The following is an 18181-nucleotide window of genomic DNA, read 5'->3' on the forward strand; positions in this document are numbered from 1 at the left end:
TCCTATACATAGAATGAGTTGCCTGATCAGTGTAGTCACTTATGCTATTTGTGCGCCTGTGATGATTTGCCGCCTCTACATATCAGGCTGGCTAACAGGCCGTTCTGTACCTTGGACCCAAGTGAGCACACCAGAGATGACGAACAACCTATGAACCTGCTCTTCCTCGGCACCTCCGCCGGTGTACCCACCAAAACCCGCAACGTCACCGGCATTGCCCTGCGCGAGAGCAAGGGTAAAGGCTGGTACCTGATCGATTGTGGTGAGGGGACGCAGCATCAGGTGCTGCACACCAAGCTGTCGTTCCATTCATTGAAAGCCATCTTTATTACCCACGTACACGGCGACCACTGCTATGGGCTGCCGGGCATATTGGCGAGCGCGGCGATGGGCGGCCGGGAAGAAGCGCTGACGATTGTGGCGCCCGCGGGTATCAAGGCGTGGCTGGAGGCGACCCTTGAAGCTACGCAGCTATGTTTGCCCTTCGAGCTGGCATTTATCTGCGCCGATGAGCTGCCAAGCGTCGCGTTTGCGAACATGACTGTGGCTACTTTCACTCTTTCCCATGGCGTCGCTTCCTATGCCTATGCATTTACCGAGCGAAAGGTAAATGCCGAGCTGGACGTCGAGAAGTTGGCCCAGAAGGGCGTGCCGAGAGGGCCGCTATGGGGGCAGCTAAAGCAGGGGTTCGATATCGAGCTGGCGGGTGAAACCTTGAAAAGCCACGACTACCTGATCTTCAAGAACCGCCCCAGAAAGATGGTAATCGCTGGAGACAATGCGCGACCTGAGTTATTGCGTGATGCCTGCACGGATGCCCAGGTGCTGGTGCATGAAGCCACCTACACCCAGGAGATGGCCGAGAAAGCCAGCGCGGTGGGGCATAGTTACGCCCGGCGGGTGGCTGAGTTTGCCGAATCGGTCGCGCTGCCTAACCTGGTGCTGACGCACTTCAGCCCGCGCTATCCGCTCAAGGCCGGCGCTTTGCCGTCGATTGAAGATTTTCGCACGGAGGCCAAGAACGTCTACTCCGGTGGGCTTTACCTGGCGCGGGATTTTCTCGAATTCACCCTGGATAAATCGGGCCACTTTCGTGAAGTGGCGGATGAGTAACCCCCCTTCATCGCGCTGTTCAATCGCGGCAGTAGCCTTCGCCGGGGTGTACTACCAGGCAATCTTCCTTGTCCGCCAGCCATTTCAAGCCGGTAGCTTCGCCGTCAGCCTCGCGCAGCAGCTGTTCACCGTCTTCACGGGTAAAGCGGATGCCCTCGTCCGTTGCCTGCCCTTCGAAGGTGCCGCGCTGATCGGCGTCCAGGCCGTACTGCATTTCAAGCAGGTAATTGCCCGGGCCGGCGGAATCCTTATGGCGGATCTCCAGAACTAATCCTTCCACGCCGACCCACCGGCCAATCCAGTGGTCGGTCATCTGATGGGGCGCACTTTGCTCTGCAGAGGTATCCGATGCGGGCTCATTGGAGGTAGCCGTGCTGCTTTCCTGGCTGCACCCGCTGATCAGTATCGTGGCGCTTAACGCCAAGACTATTTTTAACATGACGAGTACCACCGGCTATCAAGGGAAGAGGAAGTGGCCAACGGATACCCGTTGGCACGCGGTTTACCACATCTTGAACGGATTCAGCCCATTGGCCTGCTGCATCATCATGCGCTTGGCGAACGGGAAGCGTTCGGCCAGGTGCAGGCTCAAGTCGCCCAGCTGGCGCAGCGGCCTGGCGCCGGTGAACAGGTGGTGGAAGCTGTCGGTCGCGGCGATCATGGCCTGGTTGGCCGCCCGGCGCTGGCACTCGAAGCGCAGCAGGTTGAGATAATCGCCCGGGTCGCGGCCCTTGATGATGATCTCCGCCAGGGTGTCCGCGTCGTGCAGGCCGATATTCAGGCCCTGGCCTGCCAGCGGGTGCACCACGTGGGCGGCGTCGCCCATCAGCGCCAGACGCTTGCCGATGTAGCGCTTGGCGTGCTGGCGCTTGATGGGAAAGCTTGCGTGGGCCACGACTCGAATAAGGTTGCCCAGGCGTTTCGGGAAGGCCGCCTCAATCGCCGCCTTGAGCGCCTCATCGTCGAGCTGTTCGCGCGCCAGGGTATTCTGGGCCGTGTCGTACCACACCAGCGAGGCGCGATGGCCGGGCAGCGGCAGCATGGCAATCGGGCCGGTGGGCGTGAACACCTGCCAACTGACATCCTGCTGGGGCAGCTCGGTTTCCACGTTGATGATCATGGCGCGCTGGTGATAGTCGTAGCTCGTGGTCTCGATCCCGGCCAGCTGGCGCAGGGTGGAGCGGGCGCCATCGGCTCCCACTACCAGCCGGGCGCTGAGCGTTCTGCCGTCGTCAAGCTCTACTCGGCGCGTGGCGTCGGTGGCGCGGGTGCTCGTCGGCGCGCTCTGGGTGTAGCAGGTCACGCTGGGAAGCTCCTTCAAGCGCTCCCATAGCGCGTGCTGCAGCGCACGGTTTTCGATGAACAGGCCGAAGTCGTCCATGTCGCTGTCCGCCGCCGAGAACACGCTGTGCCCGGTGCCGTCCTGGTTGGAGACGTCGATATGCCGGAACGGACAGCAGCGCTCTTCGGGAAGCGTGGTGCCGCTCAGCTTGACGAAGGCCAGCGAGCGGGCGTTCAGCGATGAAATACGCAGATCGTAATCGCCGCTGGCGGGTTCCGGCGCGTCGCCGCGTTCGACCAGGCCGATGGAGAAGCCCGCATTGCCCAGACGGGCAGCCAGCGCGGCACCCACCATGCCCCCGCCAACAATGATGATATCGTGATCCTGCTGCATGAGGTGCTCCTTCAATGCGTCGTCGGCACCTATCAAGTACGTTGCATGTGCCCGGAATGTCCTACAGTATCGTCGAGATAGGGGAAACTTGCCTAGGGTGAACAATTGACGCAGGCCGTGGAAATGCAAAAAAGGGTGGCCCAGGCGGGCTCGGAACTGGCCCGCTTTATCGAGCAGCACCCCAGGCTGTGGGTAATTACCGGCGCGGGCGTGAGTACCGACAGCGGCATTCCTGACTACCGTGATGAAGCGGGGCAGTGGAAGCGCCCGCCGCCGGTGCAGCACGGCGATTTCATGGCCTCGCCCAGCGTGCGTCAGCGCTACTGGGCGCGGGCGCTGGTCGGGTTCCAGGCGCTGCGTGAAGCCAAGCCCGGCGGCGCGCACAAGGCGCTGGCCGCGCTGGAAGCCATGGGGTATATCGAGCGGCTGGTGACCCAGAACGTGGACCGTCTGCATCAGCGCGCCGGCTCGCGCCGGGTGATCGACCTGCACGGCCGCGCGGATCTGGTGAAGTGCATGCGCTGCGGCTATCAAATGATGCGCCATGCCATGCACAGCGAAATGGCGCGCATGAACCCGGCTTTCGCCGCCCTTGACGCTACCCACGCCCCGGACGGGGATGCCGACCTGGAAACCGATTTCAGCACCTTTCGCGTCTTCGACTGCCCGCGCTGCCACGGCATTCTCAAGCCCGACGTGGTCTATTACGGCGATGTGGTGCCGGTCGAGCGGCGTCTGGCGGCGGAAGCGGGGCTCAAGAGTGCTCAGGCGGTGCTGGCGGTGGGGACCTCATTGATGGTGTTCTCGGGCTATCGCTTCTGCCGGGAAGCCCACGCCATGGGCCTGCCCATTGCTTCGCTGTCCCTGGGCGTTACTCGGGCGGATGCGCTGCTGACGCATCAGTGGCAAGCGCCGCTGACGCCCGTTCTGACGTACGCGGTGGAGCAGTTGGCCTCCCATCAGCGCGCCTTGGATACCCAGGGGTTGTCCGCCAGCCAGAACCGCCAGGGGGCATCGCGGTCTTCGGGTTCGGCGTAGTCGATGCCTACTCGGGGGCCGCTGGCAATCGGCAGGTGATGGCGCTCCTCGCTTACCCATAGTTTCTCGGCGCGGGTCATGTCGTGGCCATAAAGCGCCTTATCCACCCCAAGCGCCCGGGTGAGCTTGCCCGGCCCGTTGCTCAGCGCCCTTCCCGCCATGCTGCGCCGCTCGCGCATTGCCTCTTCGTTGAGTACGGGCTCCACGGCGCGAATCAGCACCGCACAGGGCGAGCCTTCCGGTTCGGTCACGATATTGAGCAGCCAGTGCATGCCATACACCAGATACACGTAAGCGTGGCCGGGCTCGCCGAACATGGCCGCCGTGCGCGGCGTCAGCCCGCTATGGGCGTGGCAGGCGGAGTCGTGGGCGCCGCAGTAGGCCTCGGTTTCCACGATGCGCGCGCCCATCAGCGTGCCGTCCAGTTCGCGTACCAGCCAGCAGCCCAGCAGGTCGTTGGCAACGGCCAGCGTGTCGCGCCGGTAGAAGTCGCGGGCAAGGGGAGGCAATGATCGTTCGTTCAAGGATCGTTCTTTCACGGATAGGTCAGGCAGTGATGACATTATCTCGCCGCATACTTGAGTGAGCTGCTAGGGTATTGGTAGACGCCATTGAATGAAAGAGGGAGATCGCCATGCTGACCTTCGAACACGATTACAAGACACTGCCCGCGCCGCTGTGGGCCGCCTGCCAGCCAACCCCGGTTGATACCCCTGCCTTGATTGCCTTCAACCGAGCGCTGGCCGGTACGCTGGGCGCGACGGATATACCCGATGACGCGACGCTGGCGCAGTGGTTCAGCGGCAATACGCTGCCCCCGGGTGCCGATCCGGTAGCGCTGGGTTACGCGGGCCACCAGTTTGGCAATTTCGTGCCGCAGCTGGGCGATGGCCGGGCGCTGCTGCTGGGCGAGGTAATGGATGCCCACGGTCAGCGCCGGGATATTCAGCTCAAGGGCAGCGGGCGCACGCCGTTTTCACGCGGCGGCGATGGCCGTTCGCCGCTGGGGCCGGTGCTGCGTGAATACCTGGTCAGCGAGTTCATGGCCGCCATCGGCGTACCTACCACGCGGGCGCTGGCGGCGGTGGCCAGCGGCGAGCAGATCCGCCGCCAGCTGCCGGAACCTGGCGCGGTCTTTACTCGTGTGGCCAGCAGTCACGTGCGCGTGGGTACTTTTCAGTTCGCGGCGGCGGGCGGCAACGAAGAAACCCTCAAGGCCCTGGCAGACTATGTGATCCAGCGCCACTACCCGGAAGCGGCCCAGGCAGAAGATCCTTATCTGGCCCTGCTCGACGCCGTGGTGGCGCGTCAGGCGGCGCTGATTGCGCGCTGGATGAGCCTGGGCTTTATTCATGGCGTGATGAATACCGACAACACCAGCGTGGCCGGGGAAACCATCGACTACGGCCCCTGCGCGTTCATGGAGCAGTTCGACCCGCGCAAGGTGTTCAGCTCCATCGATCAAGGCGGGCGCTACGCGTTCGAGAACCAGCCGGCCACTGCCCAGTGGAACCTGGCCCGGTTTGCCGAAACCTTGCTGCCGCTGATGAATGCCGAAGGCGATGAGCTTATCGCCCAGGCAACCGACGCCATCCGGCGCTTTAGCGACGTGTTCGCTATTGAGCAGTGCCGCCTGCACGCCGATAAGCTGGGCCTTGCAGCGCAAAGCGAACAGGCCCACGACCTGATGCAGGGGCTGGAAATCCAGATGCATCAGGGCGGGATGGACATGACCGCAACCTTCGATGCGCTGACCCAATACGCCGCCTCGCCAACCAACGAGCGCTATGCGGCACTGCTGGCGCTGACTGCTCACCCTGAAGAGCTGGCAACGTGGCTGAAGGCCTGGCACGTCGTGGCGGTGGCAGGCAGGGAGAACGAGCGGCTTGACGCCATGCGCCGGGCAAACCCGATCATCATCCCGCGCAATCACCGCGTACAGGAAGCCATCACGGCCGCTTATGATGGCGACTTCGCGCCGTTCAATACCCTGCTTGAGGTCGTGACACACCCTTATGACGACTCGACCCAGGCGCGCCGTCTGGCGGCGCCGGCGACCAGCAGCGAGCAGGTGTTGAGGACGTTCTGCGGCACCTGAACGTAAAGTGTCTGTGATAAACTGTGGTTTTTTACAGGTAGGCAGGTAGCCGGTGCGCAAAATCATCCACTGCGACTGTGACTGCTTTTATGCGGCGGTAGAGATGCGCGATAACCCCGCGCTCAAGGATATTCCCATCGCCATTGGCGGGAGTGTCGAGCAGCGCGGGGTAGTCGCGACCTGCAACTACCCGGCGCGCACGTTCGGCATTCACTCCGCCATGCCCATGGCCCAGGCGCTCAAGCGCTGCCCGCATCTGACGCTGATCCGCGGCGATATGCCTAAGTACAAGGCCGTGGCCCGTCAGGTATTTGCCATCTACCGCGAGGTGACCGAGCTCATCGAGCCGCTGTCGCTGGATGAAGCGTTTCTGGATGTTTCCGATGTCTCGCTGCTTCAGGGCAGCGCCACGCGGATGGCCCAGATGATTCGCGAGCGCGTCAGCCGCGAAGTGGGCATTACCGTGTCTGCCGGGGTCGCGCCCAACAAGTTTCTTGCCAAGATCGCCAGCGACTGGAACAAGCCCGACGGCCTGTGCGTGATTACCCCGGATGAGGTCGAGCACTTTGTACAGGCGCTGCCGGTGAAGAAGATTCACGGCGTGGGGCCGCGCACTGCCGAAAAGATGGCGGGGCTGGATATTCATACCTGCGCCGATCTACGCACCCGTTCATTGACCGAGCTGGTGGAGCACTTTGGCCGATTTGGTAAACGCCTGCACGAGCTGAGCTTCGGCCACGACGACCGCCCGGTGAAAACCCATCGCGAGCGTAAATCGGTAAGCACCGAGCAGACCTACGCCAAGGACTTGCCCTCTTTAGAGGCGTGCCGCAAGGAGCTGCCCATACTTCTCGAGGACCTGGAGCGCCGCTACGCACGCCTCGACCCGCCCCCGGCAGTCAGGGGGCTGATGGTCAAGGTGAAGTTCAACGATTTCACCCAGACCACCGTGGAGCACGCCGACCCGGCCCCCAACCTCGATCAGTTCGAAACCCTGCTGAACGTGGGCTGGGCACGCGGCGAGCGTCCGGTGCGTCTGCTGGGGGTGGGGTATCGCCTGGCAGAAGCCGCCCCGGTCGAACAGCTGTCGCTGTTTTAGAGGGTTTCGTTAGCCTGTTAATACCGATGTCGATTGACGCACTCCCAGGGGAGCGTTAAAACAGACGTATGATAGATCGGTTACCGCTGGCTCGGCACCTGCAACGGCGGGTTAACGCCAGGCTAAAAAAGCCAAGGTTCAAGAGCTGCGCCCATGACAAGAGCTGCGCCATGACAAGAGCTGCGCTATGACATCAGCAACGACACCCACAATGACAACAACCCCTGCACGCCCTCGGCTGGTATTTGCTCACGCCAACGGATTCCCCGGCCTGAGCTACAGGAGCCTGCTGGCGCCGCTGGCCGATACCTTTGAGGTGACTCCCCTGGATCGCCTGGGCCACCACCCGGACTACCCGGTCAACCACAACTGGGCCAACTTGGTCGATGAGCTTCTGAGCTATCTGCCGGACACCGGAGCGCCGCTGCTGGGCGTTGGCCACTCGCTGGGCGGCACGTTGATGGCCATGGCCGCCGACAAGCAGCCCGACCGCTTCTGCGGGGTAATCATGCTCGACCCGCCGCTGATGCTTGGGCCAGATGCCTGGGCCATGAAGGCTGCCAAGCGGTTTGGGTTTATCGACCGCATCACCCCGGCAGGCAAGACCCAGGGGCGGCGCAGCGTATGGCCAAGCCGCGAGGTCATGGCCAGCTATCTAAGCCGCCGCGGGCTGTTCCGCCGCTTTACCCCGGACGCGCTGAACGACTACATTGAAGCAGGCACCCGGCTTTTAGAGGATGGCAGCGCCGAGCTGACCTTTGATCCGCGTATCGAGGTGGAGATTTTCCGCCACCTGCCGGACCACCTCTCGCGCCTGCCCAGCCGGGTAGGCGTGCCGCTCGAGCTGGTGGCGGGGCAGGAGTCGCACCTGCTGACCGCCTCGCGCATCAAGCGGCTACGGCGTAACGGCCTGAAGGTTGCACAGGTGCCCGGTACGCACATGTTCCCCATGGAGCATCCGGATGAAACCCGCGCCGCCATCCTGGCCGCCTGGCAGCGCTTGTCGCGCACATCCGCCAGTCCATCACACACCGCATAAGGAGGCGTCATGTATCTTTCCGTACAGCTTAGCTACTACCCGCTCGCCGATGATTTCAAACCGGTAGTAAAAGAGGTGGTCAAACGCCTGGAAGCCTCGGGCCTCGAGGTCTATCCCAACCGCATGAGCACCCAGGTATTCGGCGAGTTCGGTGCGGTCATGGGGGCGCTTGGCGAGGTCATGAAATGGTCCTTCGAAACCCATGGCAAGGCGGCGTTCGTGGCCAATTTCCTCGAAGGCGACCGCCGTCCGCGTTAGCCGAGCCCGTGAGATGATGGTTGGATCTAAAGCGCCGCTTTAATAGCGGCGCTTTTTTATGCCACACGGTTATGGGGATGTGGGACAGCTTGCGTTGCTGTTCGCCATGCCGACGATTGACGATTTTGTCGCTTTCACTACAGGGTTTAATTAACGTAAAAAGTAAATAATACGTTAGTTTCTGGTCATGTGGATGTCGCGTTCAGAAGCGTTCGCGTCGTTTGTAAAAACTAATGCCTTGCCGATAAAGGTACATTGAAAACGACATTCAATAACAATCGGCAGGGAACCTGACTTCATGACAATGCTAAGAAATCAAAACCATCGGTTCAATGCCGGTAAGAGTCTTCTTGCTGCGCTGGGGCTTGTGATCATTGGTGGTCAAGTGCACGCCCAGTCCTTCAGCCTGGATTTTTCAAACGAATACAACGCAAGCTCGATCCACGCCCAGGGTGACGCCTACTTTATCGACAAGGTAGAAGAGCTGACAGATGGCGATATCAGCATCACGCTGCATACCGGCGGTGCGCTTGGTTTCAATTCCGGTGATCACTTTTACGCTGTGGCAGACGGCGCCGTGGATATCGCGGATACGCTTTCGGGTACCATGAGCGGCGTAGATTCGATCTTTTTACTCTCCTCCTTGCCGTTTCTGGTCAACGATATCGAGGATGCCCGCAAGCTTTATGATATTGCCAAACCCTACTACGAAACCGTATTCGAAGATAATGACCAGGTGCTGCTTTATGCTTCACCCTGGCCACCCAGCGGTATCTGGTCGAAAGACGCTGTCGACAACGCCGGTGATCTGAAGAACCTCAAGATTCGTACCTTTGACCGCAGCGGCACTGAAACCTTTAGAAACGTCGGCGCCTCGCCGGTAAGCCTCTCCTGGGGCGATGTGGTGCCGCAATTGGCTACCGGCGGTATCAGCGCCGTGCTGACTTCCGCCGAGGCCGGCGCCAACGCCAGTTTCTGGGAGCATCAAAACCACTTCTCTGCGGTTCAGTACGCCATCCCTCTCAACATGGTGCACATGAACAGAGCTGTTTTCGATTCGTTCAGCGAGGAGCAACAGCAGGCGGTACTGGAAGCCGCTCGTCTGACCGATCAGCATAACTGGGCAGCCGTTGAAACGCGTACCGAAGAGAACTACCAGGTATTGGCAGAGAACAACGTCGAAGTGAGTGACCCGGTAGCGCCAGACCTGACCGACGCGCTCTCCAAAGCCTCTAGCAGCGTGATCGAGAACTGGCTGGAGAGCACCGGCGATACCGGCGAGACGATCATGGATGAATTTCGGGGTCAGCAATGAGGTTTTTCGAGCCCTTGGAAAAAGCATCCATATTGCTCAACCGGGTGGGCGCCTTGATTGCTGTGGCGCTCATCATCTACATGTTTGGCCATATCATCCTCGAAATCGTGATGCGGTTGTTTGGCCGCTCGACCTTCATTCTGGATGAATACATTGGCTACGCCGTGGCCACCATGGCCTTTATGGGGCTTCCTTACGTGCTCGAAAAGGGCGGTTTGATTCGGGTGTCACTGCTCATGGAGCGCATTCCTGAGCCCAGGCGGTGGCCGCTGGAGCTTTTCAGCAGCCTGGTCACGGCGGGCTGCTTCTTGTGGCTCTCCACGTTCTGGCTGCAAAACGTTCAACGCAGCTACCAACGCGGCGTGGTGAGCGAAACCCTGGCCGAAACGCCTATCTGGCTTCCCGAAGGCGCCATCCTCATCGGTATGTGGCTGATCTCCTTCACGCTGGTGGTAAGGTCTTTGAAGATAATCTTGCTGCGCTCGCGGTATTCATCCCACACGGCCTAGGGCCTGGCTAACAGGAATAGATTATGGATATTTTCTGGACGGCCGTTGGCGTGGCGCTGCTGCTGGTGTTCTTCCTGTCCATGGGAACCTGGATATTTGCCTCGATGTTGGCAATCTCCATCGGCTCACTTTGGGTTTTTGGAGACTTCAGCGCTGATCGTATCGGTTTGATCTTCTCGCGTATCTTGTATCGCGCCAGTAATAGCTGGGAGCTTTCGGCAATCCCGCTGTTCATCTTGATGGGCGAGCTGATCTTCCGCTCCAATCTTTCGGAGCGGTTGTTCAAGGGCCTGGTACCTATCACCAGCCGCCTGCCTGGCGGCATTCTGCACACCAATGTGCTGGGCTGCACGCTGTTTGCCGCGGTGAGTGGCTCGAGTGCGGCCACCACCGCCACCATCGGCAAGATAACCACACAAGAGCTCAAGCAGCGCGGTTACGATCGGCACCTGTCGATTGGGTCGCTTGCCGGCGCTGGTAGTCTGGGCCTGCTGATTCCGCCGTCTATCGTCATGATCGTATACGGGGTTCAGGCGGAGGTCTCGATCAGTCAGCTGTTCATGGCAGGCGTGGTACCGGGGCTTGTGATTGCCTTGCTGTACAGCGGCTATATCAGTCTACGCGCCACGCTTTCACCAGCGCTTGCGCCCAAACAGATAGCGCACGGCCAATCCATCGGCCAGTCGATTCTGCTGCTGTTGCCGATCCTCATACTTATCGCCATCGTGATCGGTTCGATCTACACCGGTATCGCTACACCGTCCGAGGCGGCGGCGGTGGGCGTGGCGGCCACTCTGGTGCTGCTGGGCATCGAGCGGCAGATCAACCTGGCGATGCTGATCGAGGCGTTTCGGGGAACGCTGATCACCTCGATCATGGTGTGTAGTCTTTTGATCACGGCAAGCCTGCTGTCGACGGCGATGGGGTATCTGCACCTGCCGCGTGAACTTGCCAGCTGGATTGCCACACAGAACTTCAGCCCGACCATGCTGTTGCTGGCGCTGGCGGTGTTCTACATCGTGCTGGGGCTCTTTCTGGACGGCATATCGATCACCGTCATGAGTCTGCCTATCACGCTGCCGATCGTGCTGTTGGCAGGCTTTGATCCGATCTGGTTCGGCATTTTCCTGATCATAATGATCGAGCTTGGCCAGATCACCCCGCCGGTGGGCTTCAATCTCTTCGTGCTGCAGAGCCTGACCGGGGAGAGCATTGGTCGCGTGGCTTGGGCGGCGCTACCGTTCTTTTTGCTCATGTGCCTGGCAGCCATCATCATCAGCGTCTGGCCTGGCCTCGTACTTTGGTTGCCGCATTTCATGAACGGCTGAGCTGGCAGGCAGGTGCCAGTCAGGTACAACAACGCCGCCCATTGGGCGGCGTTGTTGTGTTCAAGGCGATGTTACACCAACGATTCCAGACAGGATTCGATGATATCGAGCCCTTCGTTGAGCACGCTGTCGTCGATGGTGATGGGCATCAGAAACCGGATGGTGTTGCCGTACATGCCGCAGGAGAGCAGGATCAAACCCTCTTCGCGGGCCTTCTTGCACAGCGCCCCGGCAAGCTCGGCGTTGGGCGTCTTGGCATGTTTATCCGATACCAGTTCGAAGGCGGCCATGGCGCCCAGGTGGCGAACGTTGTCCACGCACTCGTAGCGCGCCTGCCACTGGTTGAAGCGCTTGGCGAGCTTCTCGCCCAGCGCCAGGCTCTTTTCCAGAATGTTCTCTTCTTCGAACACTTCCATGACGGCAAGGGCGGCGGCGCAGGCAGTGGGGCTGCCGGTGTAGGTGCCGCCCAGCGAGTTGGGGCCGGAGGCGTCCATCACCTTGTCGGTACCCACCACGGCGGAGATCGGCATGCCGTCGGCCATGCTCTTGGCCATGGTCATGATGTCGGGCTCGACGCCGCTGTGCTCGATGGCGAACATCTTGCCGGTGCGCCCGAAGCCCGACTGCACTTCGTCGATGATCATTAAAATGCCGAGCTCATCGCAGATGGCGCGGATCCTTTCCAGAAAGGAGGTCGGCGCGGGGTAGAAGCCGCCTTCGCCAAGTACGGGTTCGAGAATGATGGCGGCGGTATTGGTGGGGCCGGCGTCGGTTTTCAGCGCCATCATCAGCCCGCGAATGGCTTCGTCTTCGCTTACCCCGTGGTAATCTACCGGGTAGGGGGCGCGGAATACGGTGCCGGGCATGGGGCCGAAATCGGTCTGGTAGGGGGCTACCTTGCCGTTCATCGCCATGGTGAAGAAGGTACGGCCATGATAGCCGCCATCAAAACAGATGACGTTGGGGCGGCCGGTGGCGGCGCGGGCGATCTTGACCGCGTTTTCCAGCGCCTCGGCACCGGAGTTGGCCAGCATTACCTTGGCATGCCCACGTACCGGCACCAGATGGCTGAGCTTTTCAGCTACCCGCACGTAGCCTTCGTAGGGCATCACCGTCTGGCAGGTGTGCATCACCTTGTCGAGCTGCGCCTTGACGGCGGCGACCACCTTGGGATGACGATGGCCAATGTTGAGAACGCCGATGCCGCCGGCGAAATCGATGAAGCGGTTGCCGTCGGCGTCCCACACTTCAGCGTTTTCGGCATGGTCGGCAAAGGCGGTGGCGGGGCTTGCCGCGCCGTTGGCAACGTATTTGCGCTTTAGTTCGTTCAGCTCAGCATTGCTCATGACTCAACTCCTCTTGGTTAAGAGTAGTGATAACTTCGTGGCCGCCTGTGCACCGCACTAGGCGATAACAACCCCGTTGCCGCCAGCCTCCTTGGCTTTGTACATGGCATCGTCGGCCCGGTCCAGGATGCAGCGGTGGGTGGTTTCAGCGTAGCAGGCAACGCCCGTTGATACAGTGACGCGTATCTGCTGGCTGGTAAAACGTGCGCTCGCGATCGCCTCGCATACGCGCTGCATGGCCCGCTTCGCAGCCTGGGTCTCCACTTCCGGCATGATGATCAAAAACTCCTCGCCGCCCAGGCGCACCTGAATATCCGTGCTGCGCAGGGTCTGGCCGACCAACTCCGTGACTTCTCTGAGTGCGTCGTCGCCAATGCCGTGGCCGTAGGTGTCGTTGATGGCCTTGAAGCTATCCAGGTCAAAGATGGCGATGCTGAGCGCGTTGCCGTAGCGCTTTGAGCGCTGCTGCTCCTCTTCCAGGCGCTGAAGGCCGGCCCGGCGGTTGAACAACCCCGTCAGCTCGTCATGATGGGCCAGGTGATCCAGGCGCTCGTTGGCCTTTTTCAACCGCTCTTCCAACTGCTTGCGTTCGGTAATATCGACAATGAACGTTACCTTGCGCGGCCTGCCGTCGTCGCCTTCAATACGCGCCGCCTCGGCAATGATCGTGTATACGTCCCCTTGCCTGCCGTGAACTTCCCACTCCTGGCGAAGCTCCTGATTGCTGTCGCCCTTGATGAACTCGTCATGCAGCGTCGTCAGTTGATCACGGTTGGCTGGTGACACCATCAGGGTAAAGTGCTTGCCCAGCAACTCCTCTTCGGTATAGCCGTAAAAGTTGCAGTAAGCGGCATTGACCATCTCGAAATGGCCATCGGGGTCGGTAACACAGATACCTAAGGGGGCTGTCTTGATAATATTCTCAGTATTGCGCTTTGAGCGGGTGAACAATTGATAGATCTGCTCCAGGCCCTTATCGATCATGAAGGCTACCCGCGATTGTTGTTAGCTGGGCTTCGTCGCGTAAAGCAGCGAGCCGGAGTGTCAGATCTTCACCTAATGAATTGACGGCAGGTCTGGCAAAATAAAACCCTTGCTGGAGGACAATGCCCGCCTTGGCAAGCCAGAGCGCTTCTGCATGGGTTTCGACACCTTCGGCGATCAGTTCGATCTCCAGTTTCCCGGCCAGCGATACCAGGGCGCTCAAGAGTGCCTGACGGCGCGGATGATGGTCACAGTTCATGACCAGCTCGCGGTCAATCTTGAGCCTGTCCGGGGTAAGGTCGGTCAGTAGATCCAGGTTGGCATAGCCGTTGCCGAAATCGTCCAGCGCGGTCTTGAAGCCCATGGAGCGGTAGGCGCCGATGATATCGCGCAGATGTTCGCGATCCTTGACGCGCTCGGTTTCGGTGACTTCGAAAATAAGCCGTTCGGCGGGCCAGCCGACGCGGCGCGAGGTTTCAAGCGTGGCCTGAATGCAGGCCTCGGGCTCATAAACCGCGTTGGGTAGAAAGTTGATCGACAGGCTGGTCTGCATGCCAAGCGCGCTGGCCATTTCGATGGCCTTGACGCGGCAGGCCTGATCAAATCGATAAAGAAGATCGTCGGTTACCTGAGAGAGAATACTCCAGGCAGATTCGCCCTCTAACCCGCGAACCAGGGCTTCGTAAGCCTCTGTTCGCGCATGGGCAAGATTGACGATAGGCTGGAATGCCATGGTGAAATCGAACGGCAGTTCGCCTTCACAGCGTTTACAGCGCCCGTTGACGCGTGCGCAATGACTCATAAAGCCTCCTTACTTGCCGTGCCCGCACAATCCCTTGTTGCAAACACTTGTTGTTTACAAACGGACACATCGATATAGAACATAGCTAAGTGTAGCGGCTATCGGGCGCTTGGATAATATGCCAGGTTATTAATTGGTCGAGTCGCCGTATTTATAGTAAGTGCATAAAAAAGCGCCCGATAGGGCGCCTGTAAGGGAGTATATACTGCTGGTCTGGCGCGCAGTGGATTAAATGATGCCGGCTTCCTGCAGCGCCTGGCGCTGTGCGGGGCTAATGCCGATTTCCTCGAGGATAGCATCGGTGTGCTCACCCAGGCTGGGTGGGGCGGTGGACGCGCTGATGGACTCGCCGTTCATGCGAATGGGGTTGGCCACCAGGTTGACCACGCCGGCCTGGGAGTGGGGTAGCGTCTGTTTCAGGCCGCGCGCCTTGACGTGGGGGTCATCAAATACGCGGTCCAGGGTGTTGATCGGCCCGCAGGGCACGCCGACGGTTTCAAGCGCTGCCAGCCACTCATCGGTGGTGCGCTGGGCAAGGGCCGCCTGGAGAATGGGCACCAGGGTTTCACGCTGATGGACCCGAGCGCCGTTGGTTGCAAACCGTGCATCGGTTGGCAGCTCGCTCAGCGAAAGCACCTCGCAAAAACGCCGAAACTGCTCATCGTTACCCACCGCGATGATCATGTGGCCATCAAAGGTGGCAAACGCCTGGTAGGGCACGATATTGGGATGTGCGTTGCCCAGACGCTGCGGCACCTTGCCCGATGTCAGGTAGTTGAGCGCCTGATTGGCCAGCACGCCCACCTGAACGTCCATCAGCGCCATGTCGATATGGCAACCCGCATCCGTATCCCGGCGCTGGTAGAGCGCAGCGAGCACCGCATTGGCGGCGTAAAGCCCAGTGAAGATGTCGGTAAACGCCACGCCGCTTTTCACCGGCCCACCGCCGGGCTCAAGGTCGGGCTTGCCGGTCAGGCTCATGATGCCGCCCATGGCTTGAATCATGAAGTCATAGCCCGCGCGGTGGGCGTAGGGGCTTTCCTGGCCAAAGCCGGTAATCGAGCAGTAGACAAGCCGCGGGTTGAGCGTCTTGAGGCTTGCGTAATCCAGCCCGTAGCGCTTGAGCCCGCCCACCTTGAAGTTCTCCAGCAGCACATCGGATTGAGCTACCAGCTGGCGGATAAGCGCCTGGCCTTCCGGCTTGGCCATGTCGATGGTGACCGAGCGCTTGCCGCGGTTAGCGCACAGGTAGTAGGCCGATTCCGCCGTGCCTTCAAGCCAGGGCGGGCCCCAGTGGCGGGTATCGTCGCCCGCGACCGGGCGCTCCACCTTGATCACGTCCGCGCCCATGTCAGCAAGCATCTGCCCGCACCACGGCCCTGCCAGCACCCGGGAAATGTCGAGTACCTTGATGCCGGCCAGCGGTTTGGAAGGTGTGCTCATGGTGACTCCTTTGGCCTGCCGATTAAGCGGCTCAATCAGTTGAACCGCCTGGATGAACGCTTTAGAAGAACGACTGAAGGCCGGTCTGGGCGCGGCCCAGAATCAAGGCGTGCACGTCGTGGGTACCTTCGTAGGTGTTGACCGATTCCAGGTTCACCATGTGACGGATCACGCCGTACTCGTCGGATACACCGTTGCCGCCGTGCATGTCCCGGGAAACCCGCGCAATATCCAGCGCCTTGCCGCAGTTGTTGCGCTTGATCAGCGAGACCATTTCCGGCGTCCAGTTGCCGCTGTCCATCAGCCGGCCCACTTGAAGCGCGGCCTGCAGGCCCAGGGTGATTTCCGTCTGCATGTCGGCGAGTTTTTTCTGGATCAGCTGGTTGGCGGCCAGCGGGCGGCCGAACTGCTTGCGGTCCAGGGTGTACTGGCGCGCTGCGTGCCAGCAGAATTCCGCCGTGCCCATCACGCCCCAGGCAATGCCGTAGCGCGCCTTGTTCAGGCAGCCAAACGGGCCTTTAAGGCCGCTGACGTTGGGCAGCAGGTTCTCTTCGGGCACGAAAGCGTTATCCAGCACGATCTCGCCGGTCACCGAGGCACGCAGCGACACCTTGCCTTCGATCTTGGGGGTGGAGAAGCCTTCGGTGCCGCGCTCCACGATGAAGCCCTTGATCTGATTATCGTGGGCGGCGGATTTGGCCCACACCACCGCGATATCGGCAATCGGGCTGTTGGTGATCCACATCTTGGCGCCGGTAAGCCGGTAACCGCCGTCCACTTTCTCGGCGCGGGTAATCATCGAGCCCGGGTCCGAGCCGTGGTCCGGTTCGGTCAGGCCAAAGCAGCCGACCATTTCGCCGCTGGCGAGCTTGGGCAGATACTTCTGCTTCTGCTCTTCAGAGCCGTAGGTCTCGATGGGATACATCACCAGCGACGACTGCACGCTCATGGCCGAGCGATAGCCGGAGTCGACGCGCTCCACCTCGCGGGCAATCAGGCCGTAGGCCACGTGATTGACGCCCGCACCGCCGTACTCCTCGGCGACGGTAGCGCCCAAGAGGCCAAGCTCGCCCATCTCGGACATGATCTCGCGGTCAAAACGCTCTTCACGGAAGGCGCTGAGTACCCGGGGCTGAAGGTTTTCCTGGCAGTAGTCGTGGGCCGCGTCGCGAATCTGGCGCTCTTCGTCGGTGAGCTGTTGTTCCAGCAGTAGCGGGTCATCCCAGTTGAAATGTGTCATTACGAAGCTCCTGGCGGTTCTTGAATATTGTGTTTGAAAAAGCGTTTCGCGTAGACACACAGGCGCCCACGACGAGCCATCGATCTACTCTTCAAGTAAAGTCAATGTATCGCCGTTATTTTAAAATATCTACATTTTTTTAAAATGCAGAATTTACCGAATGCCCCGGGCCTCAAGCACTCGGGTAATGATGGGTACCGGCGTCATCAGGTGATCGCGCATCTGCACGGCGGCCCGCTCGGCATCGCGGGCCAGAATGACCTCCACCAGGGCTGCGTGCTCCTGGCGCTTGAGTTCGAGCGCGTCCGAAGACATCACGGTTTCCTGCAGCCAAAGATGGCGGTAACGCTCTACCTGATCGAACAGGGTATGGCGCATTTGCAGCAGGTGGGGGGAGTTGCAGCCGCTGGCGATGGCGGTATGAAACGCCTTGTGGCGAAAATCCCAGCCGTCGAGCAGCTCATCCGGTGAGCTTATCTCGGTTACCTTGGCAAGCCGGTGGGCGGTAGCCACCACCGAGGCTTCCCAGTCGTCGTCGCCCCGCTCGATGGCCAGGCGCAGAATCAGCCCCTCAAGCTGAGCACGGGCATCGTAGATATCGTTAAGCTCGGCAAGCGACATGGGGGCCACGCGATAGCCCCGCTGGCTGATGGCTACCACCAGGCGGTCAGCCACCAGTTGGGAAAGCGCTTCGCGCAGCGGGCCGGTGCTGACGCCGTAGCGCTCCTTCAAGCGGCTCATCAAAAGCTTCTCTTCCGGCGCGTAGCGGCCGCGAATAATATCGTGCTTGAGCGTGCGGTAAGCGTTGATGGCGAGGTTCTGGCGCGGCGCTTCTGTTTCCATGGCAATCTCCCTACTGGTTTCCATGACAATCCCCCTAACGCGCGGCTCCCT

General features: G+C 60.6%; 18 protein-coding genes. 9 read left to right on the forward strand and 9 right to left on the reverse strand.

The window, feature by feature from the left end; translation table 11 throughout:
• Positions 1-150: 150 nt before the first annotated feature.
• Complete coding sequence (locus B0H98_RS06660; RefSeq protein WP_106374292.1) at positions 151-1113, forward strand: ribonuclease Z; 963 nt, start codon at positions 151-153, stop codon at positions 1111-1113.
• 19 nt (positions 1114-1132) lie between these two features.
• Here B0H98_RS06660 and B0H98_RS06665 read toward each other — a convergent pair whose 3' ends face one another.
• Both B0H98_RS06665 and B0H98_RS06670 read right to left on the reverse strand, forming a co-directional pair.
• Positions 1133-1552: a hypothetical protein gene (locus B0H98_RS06665; RefSeq protein ID WP_106374293.1), complete on the reverse strand. Its 420-nt coding sequence runs from the start codon at positions 1550-1552 to the stop codon at positions 1133-1135.
• Between the two features lie 63 nt (positions 1553-1615).
• Positions 1616-2788, reverse strand: a complete 1173-nt coding sequence (locus B0H98_RS06670) for a UbiH/UbiF/VisC/COQ6 family ubiquinone biosynthesis hydroxylase (protein ID WP_106374294.1) — start codon at positions 2786-2788, stop codon at positions 1616-1618.
• 123 nt (positions 2789-2911) lie between these two features.
• On the opposite strand from B0H98_RS06670, the gene B0H98_RS06675 reads away from it, so the two are divergent.
• Positions 2912-3826, forward strand: a complete 915-nt coding sequence (locus B0H98_RS06675) for an NAD-dependent protein deacetylase (protein ID WP_106374537.1) — start codon at positions 2912-2914, stop codon at positions 3824-3826.
• Here B0H98_RS06675 and B0H98_RS06680 read toward each other — a convergent pair.
• Positions 3748-4350 carry a DNA-3-methyladenine glycosylase gene (locus B0H98_RS06680; protein ID WP_244183000.1) on the reverse strand — a complete coding sequence of 201 codons (603 nt, stop codon included), beginning with the start codon at positions 4348-4350 and terminating at the stop codon, positions 3748-3750. The two genes, B0H98_RS06675 and B0H98_RS06680, sit on opposite strands and share 79 nt — an antisense overlap.
• 110 nt (positions 4351-4460) lie before the next feature.
• On the opposite strand from B0H98_RS06680, the gene B0H98_RS06685 reads away from it, so the two are divergent.
• The 7 genes from B0H98_RS06685 (at position 4461) to B0H98_RS06715 (ending at position 11472) form a co-directional block, all read left to right on the forward strand.
• Positions 4461-5924 carry a protein adenylyltransferase SelO gene (locus tag B0H98_RS06685; protein ID WP_106374296.1) on the forward strand — a complete coding sequence of 488 codons (1464 nt, stop codon included), beginning with the start codon at positions 4461-4463 and terminating at the stop codon, positions 5922-5924.
• Between the two features lie 52 nt (positions 5925-5976).
• Positions 5977-7023, forward strand: a complete 1047-nt coding sequence (dinB, locus tag B0H98_RS06690) for a DNA polymerase IV (RefSeq protein WP_106374297.1) — start codon at positions 5977-5979, stop codon at positions 7021-7023.
• Between the two features lie 211 nt (positions 7024-7234).
• Positions 7235-8062 carry an alpha/beta fold hydrolase gene (locus B0H98_RS06695; protein ID WP_106374298.1) on the forward strand — a complete coding sequence of 276 codons (828 nt, stop codon included), beginning with the start codon at positions 7235-7237 and terminating at the stop codon, positions 8060-8062.
• Positions 8063-8071: 9 nt separating this feature from the next.
• The gene (locus B0H98_RS06700; RefSeq protein ID WP_106374299.1) at positions 8072-8320 is read left to right on the forward strand and encodes a thiamine-binding protein; all 249 of its coding nucleotides are present in this window, start codon (positions 8072-8074) and stop codon (positions 8318-8320) included.
• A gap of 298 nt (positions 8321-8618) precedes the next feature.
• Entirely contained in the window at positions 8619-9635 is a 1017-nt protein-coding gene (locus B0H98_RS06705) for a TRAP transporter substrate-binding protein (protein ID WP_106374300.1), read from the forward strand.
• A 14-nt stretch (positions 9636-9649) separates the two neighbouring features.
• Positions 9650-10144: a TRAP transporter small permease gene (locus B0H98_RS06710; protein ID WP_244183003.1), complete on the forward strand. Its 495-nt coding sequence runs from the start codon at positions 9650-9652 to the stop codon at positions 10142-10144.
• 23 nt (positions 10145-10167) lie between these two features.
• Positions 10168-11472, forward strand: coding sequence for a TRAP transporter large permease (locus B0H98_RS06715; protein WP_106374302.1), 1305 nt, complete (start codon positions 10168-10170; stop codon positions 11470-11472).
• Positions 11473-11543: 71 nt separating this feature from the next.
• Here B0H98_RS06715 and gabT read toward each other — a convergent pair whose 3' ends face one another.
• The 6 genes from gabT to csiR form a co-directional block, all read right to left on the reverse strand.
• Positions 11544-12818 (reverse strand): 4-aminobutyrate--2-oxoglutarate transaminase, encoded by a 1275-nt coding sequence (gene gabT, locus B0H98_RS06720; protein WP_106374303.1) that lies wholly within the window; start codon positions 12816-12818, stop codon positions 11544-11546.
• 57 nt (positions 12819-12875) lie between these two features.
• Complete coding sequence (locus B0H98_RS06725; protein WP_106374304.1) at positions 12876-13802, reverse strand: GGDEF domain-containing protein; 927 nt, start codon at positions 13800-13802, stop codon at positions 12876-12878.
• The gene (locus tag B0H98_RS06730) at positions 13792-14604 is read right to left on the reverse strand and encodes an EAL domain-containing protein (RefSeq protein ID WP_106374305.1); all 813 of its coding nucleotides are present in this window, start codon (positions 14602-14604) and stop codon (positions 13792-13794) included. The genes B0H98_RS06725 and B0H98_RS06730 overlap by 11 nt, the downstream gene beginning before the upstream one ends.
• Before the next feature lie 228 nt (positions 14605-14832).
• The gene (locus B0H98_RS06735) at positions 14833-16047 is read right to left on the reverse strand and encodes a CaiB/BaiF CoA transferase family protein (protein WP_106374306.1); all 1215 of its coding nucleotides are present in this window, start codon (positions 16045-16047) and stop codon (positions 14833-14835) included.
• A gap of 61 nt (positions 16048-16108) precedes the next feature.
• On the reverse strand, positions 16109-17287 hold the full coding sequence (locus B0H98_RS06740) for an acyl-CoA dehydrogenase (RefSeq protein WP_106374307.1): 1179 nt from the start codon (positions 17285-17287) through the stop codon (positions 16109-16111).
• 153 nt (positions 17288-17440) lie between these two features.
• Complete coding sequence (csiR, locus tag B0H98_RS06745; protein ID WP_106374308.1) at positions 17441-18130, reverse strand: DNA-binding transcriptional regulator CsiR; 690 nt, start codon at positions 18128-18130, stop codon at positions 17441-17443.
• Positions 18131-18181 lie beyond the last annotated feature (51 nt).

Source organism: Vreelandella songnenensis (genome assembly GCF_003002925.1).
In the GTDB taxonomy this organism is placed as follows: domain Bacteria; phylum Pseudomonadota; class Gammaproteobacteria; order Pseudomonadales; family Halomonadaceae; genus Vreelandella; species Vreelandella songnenensis.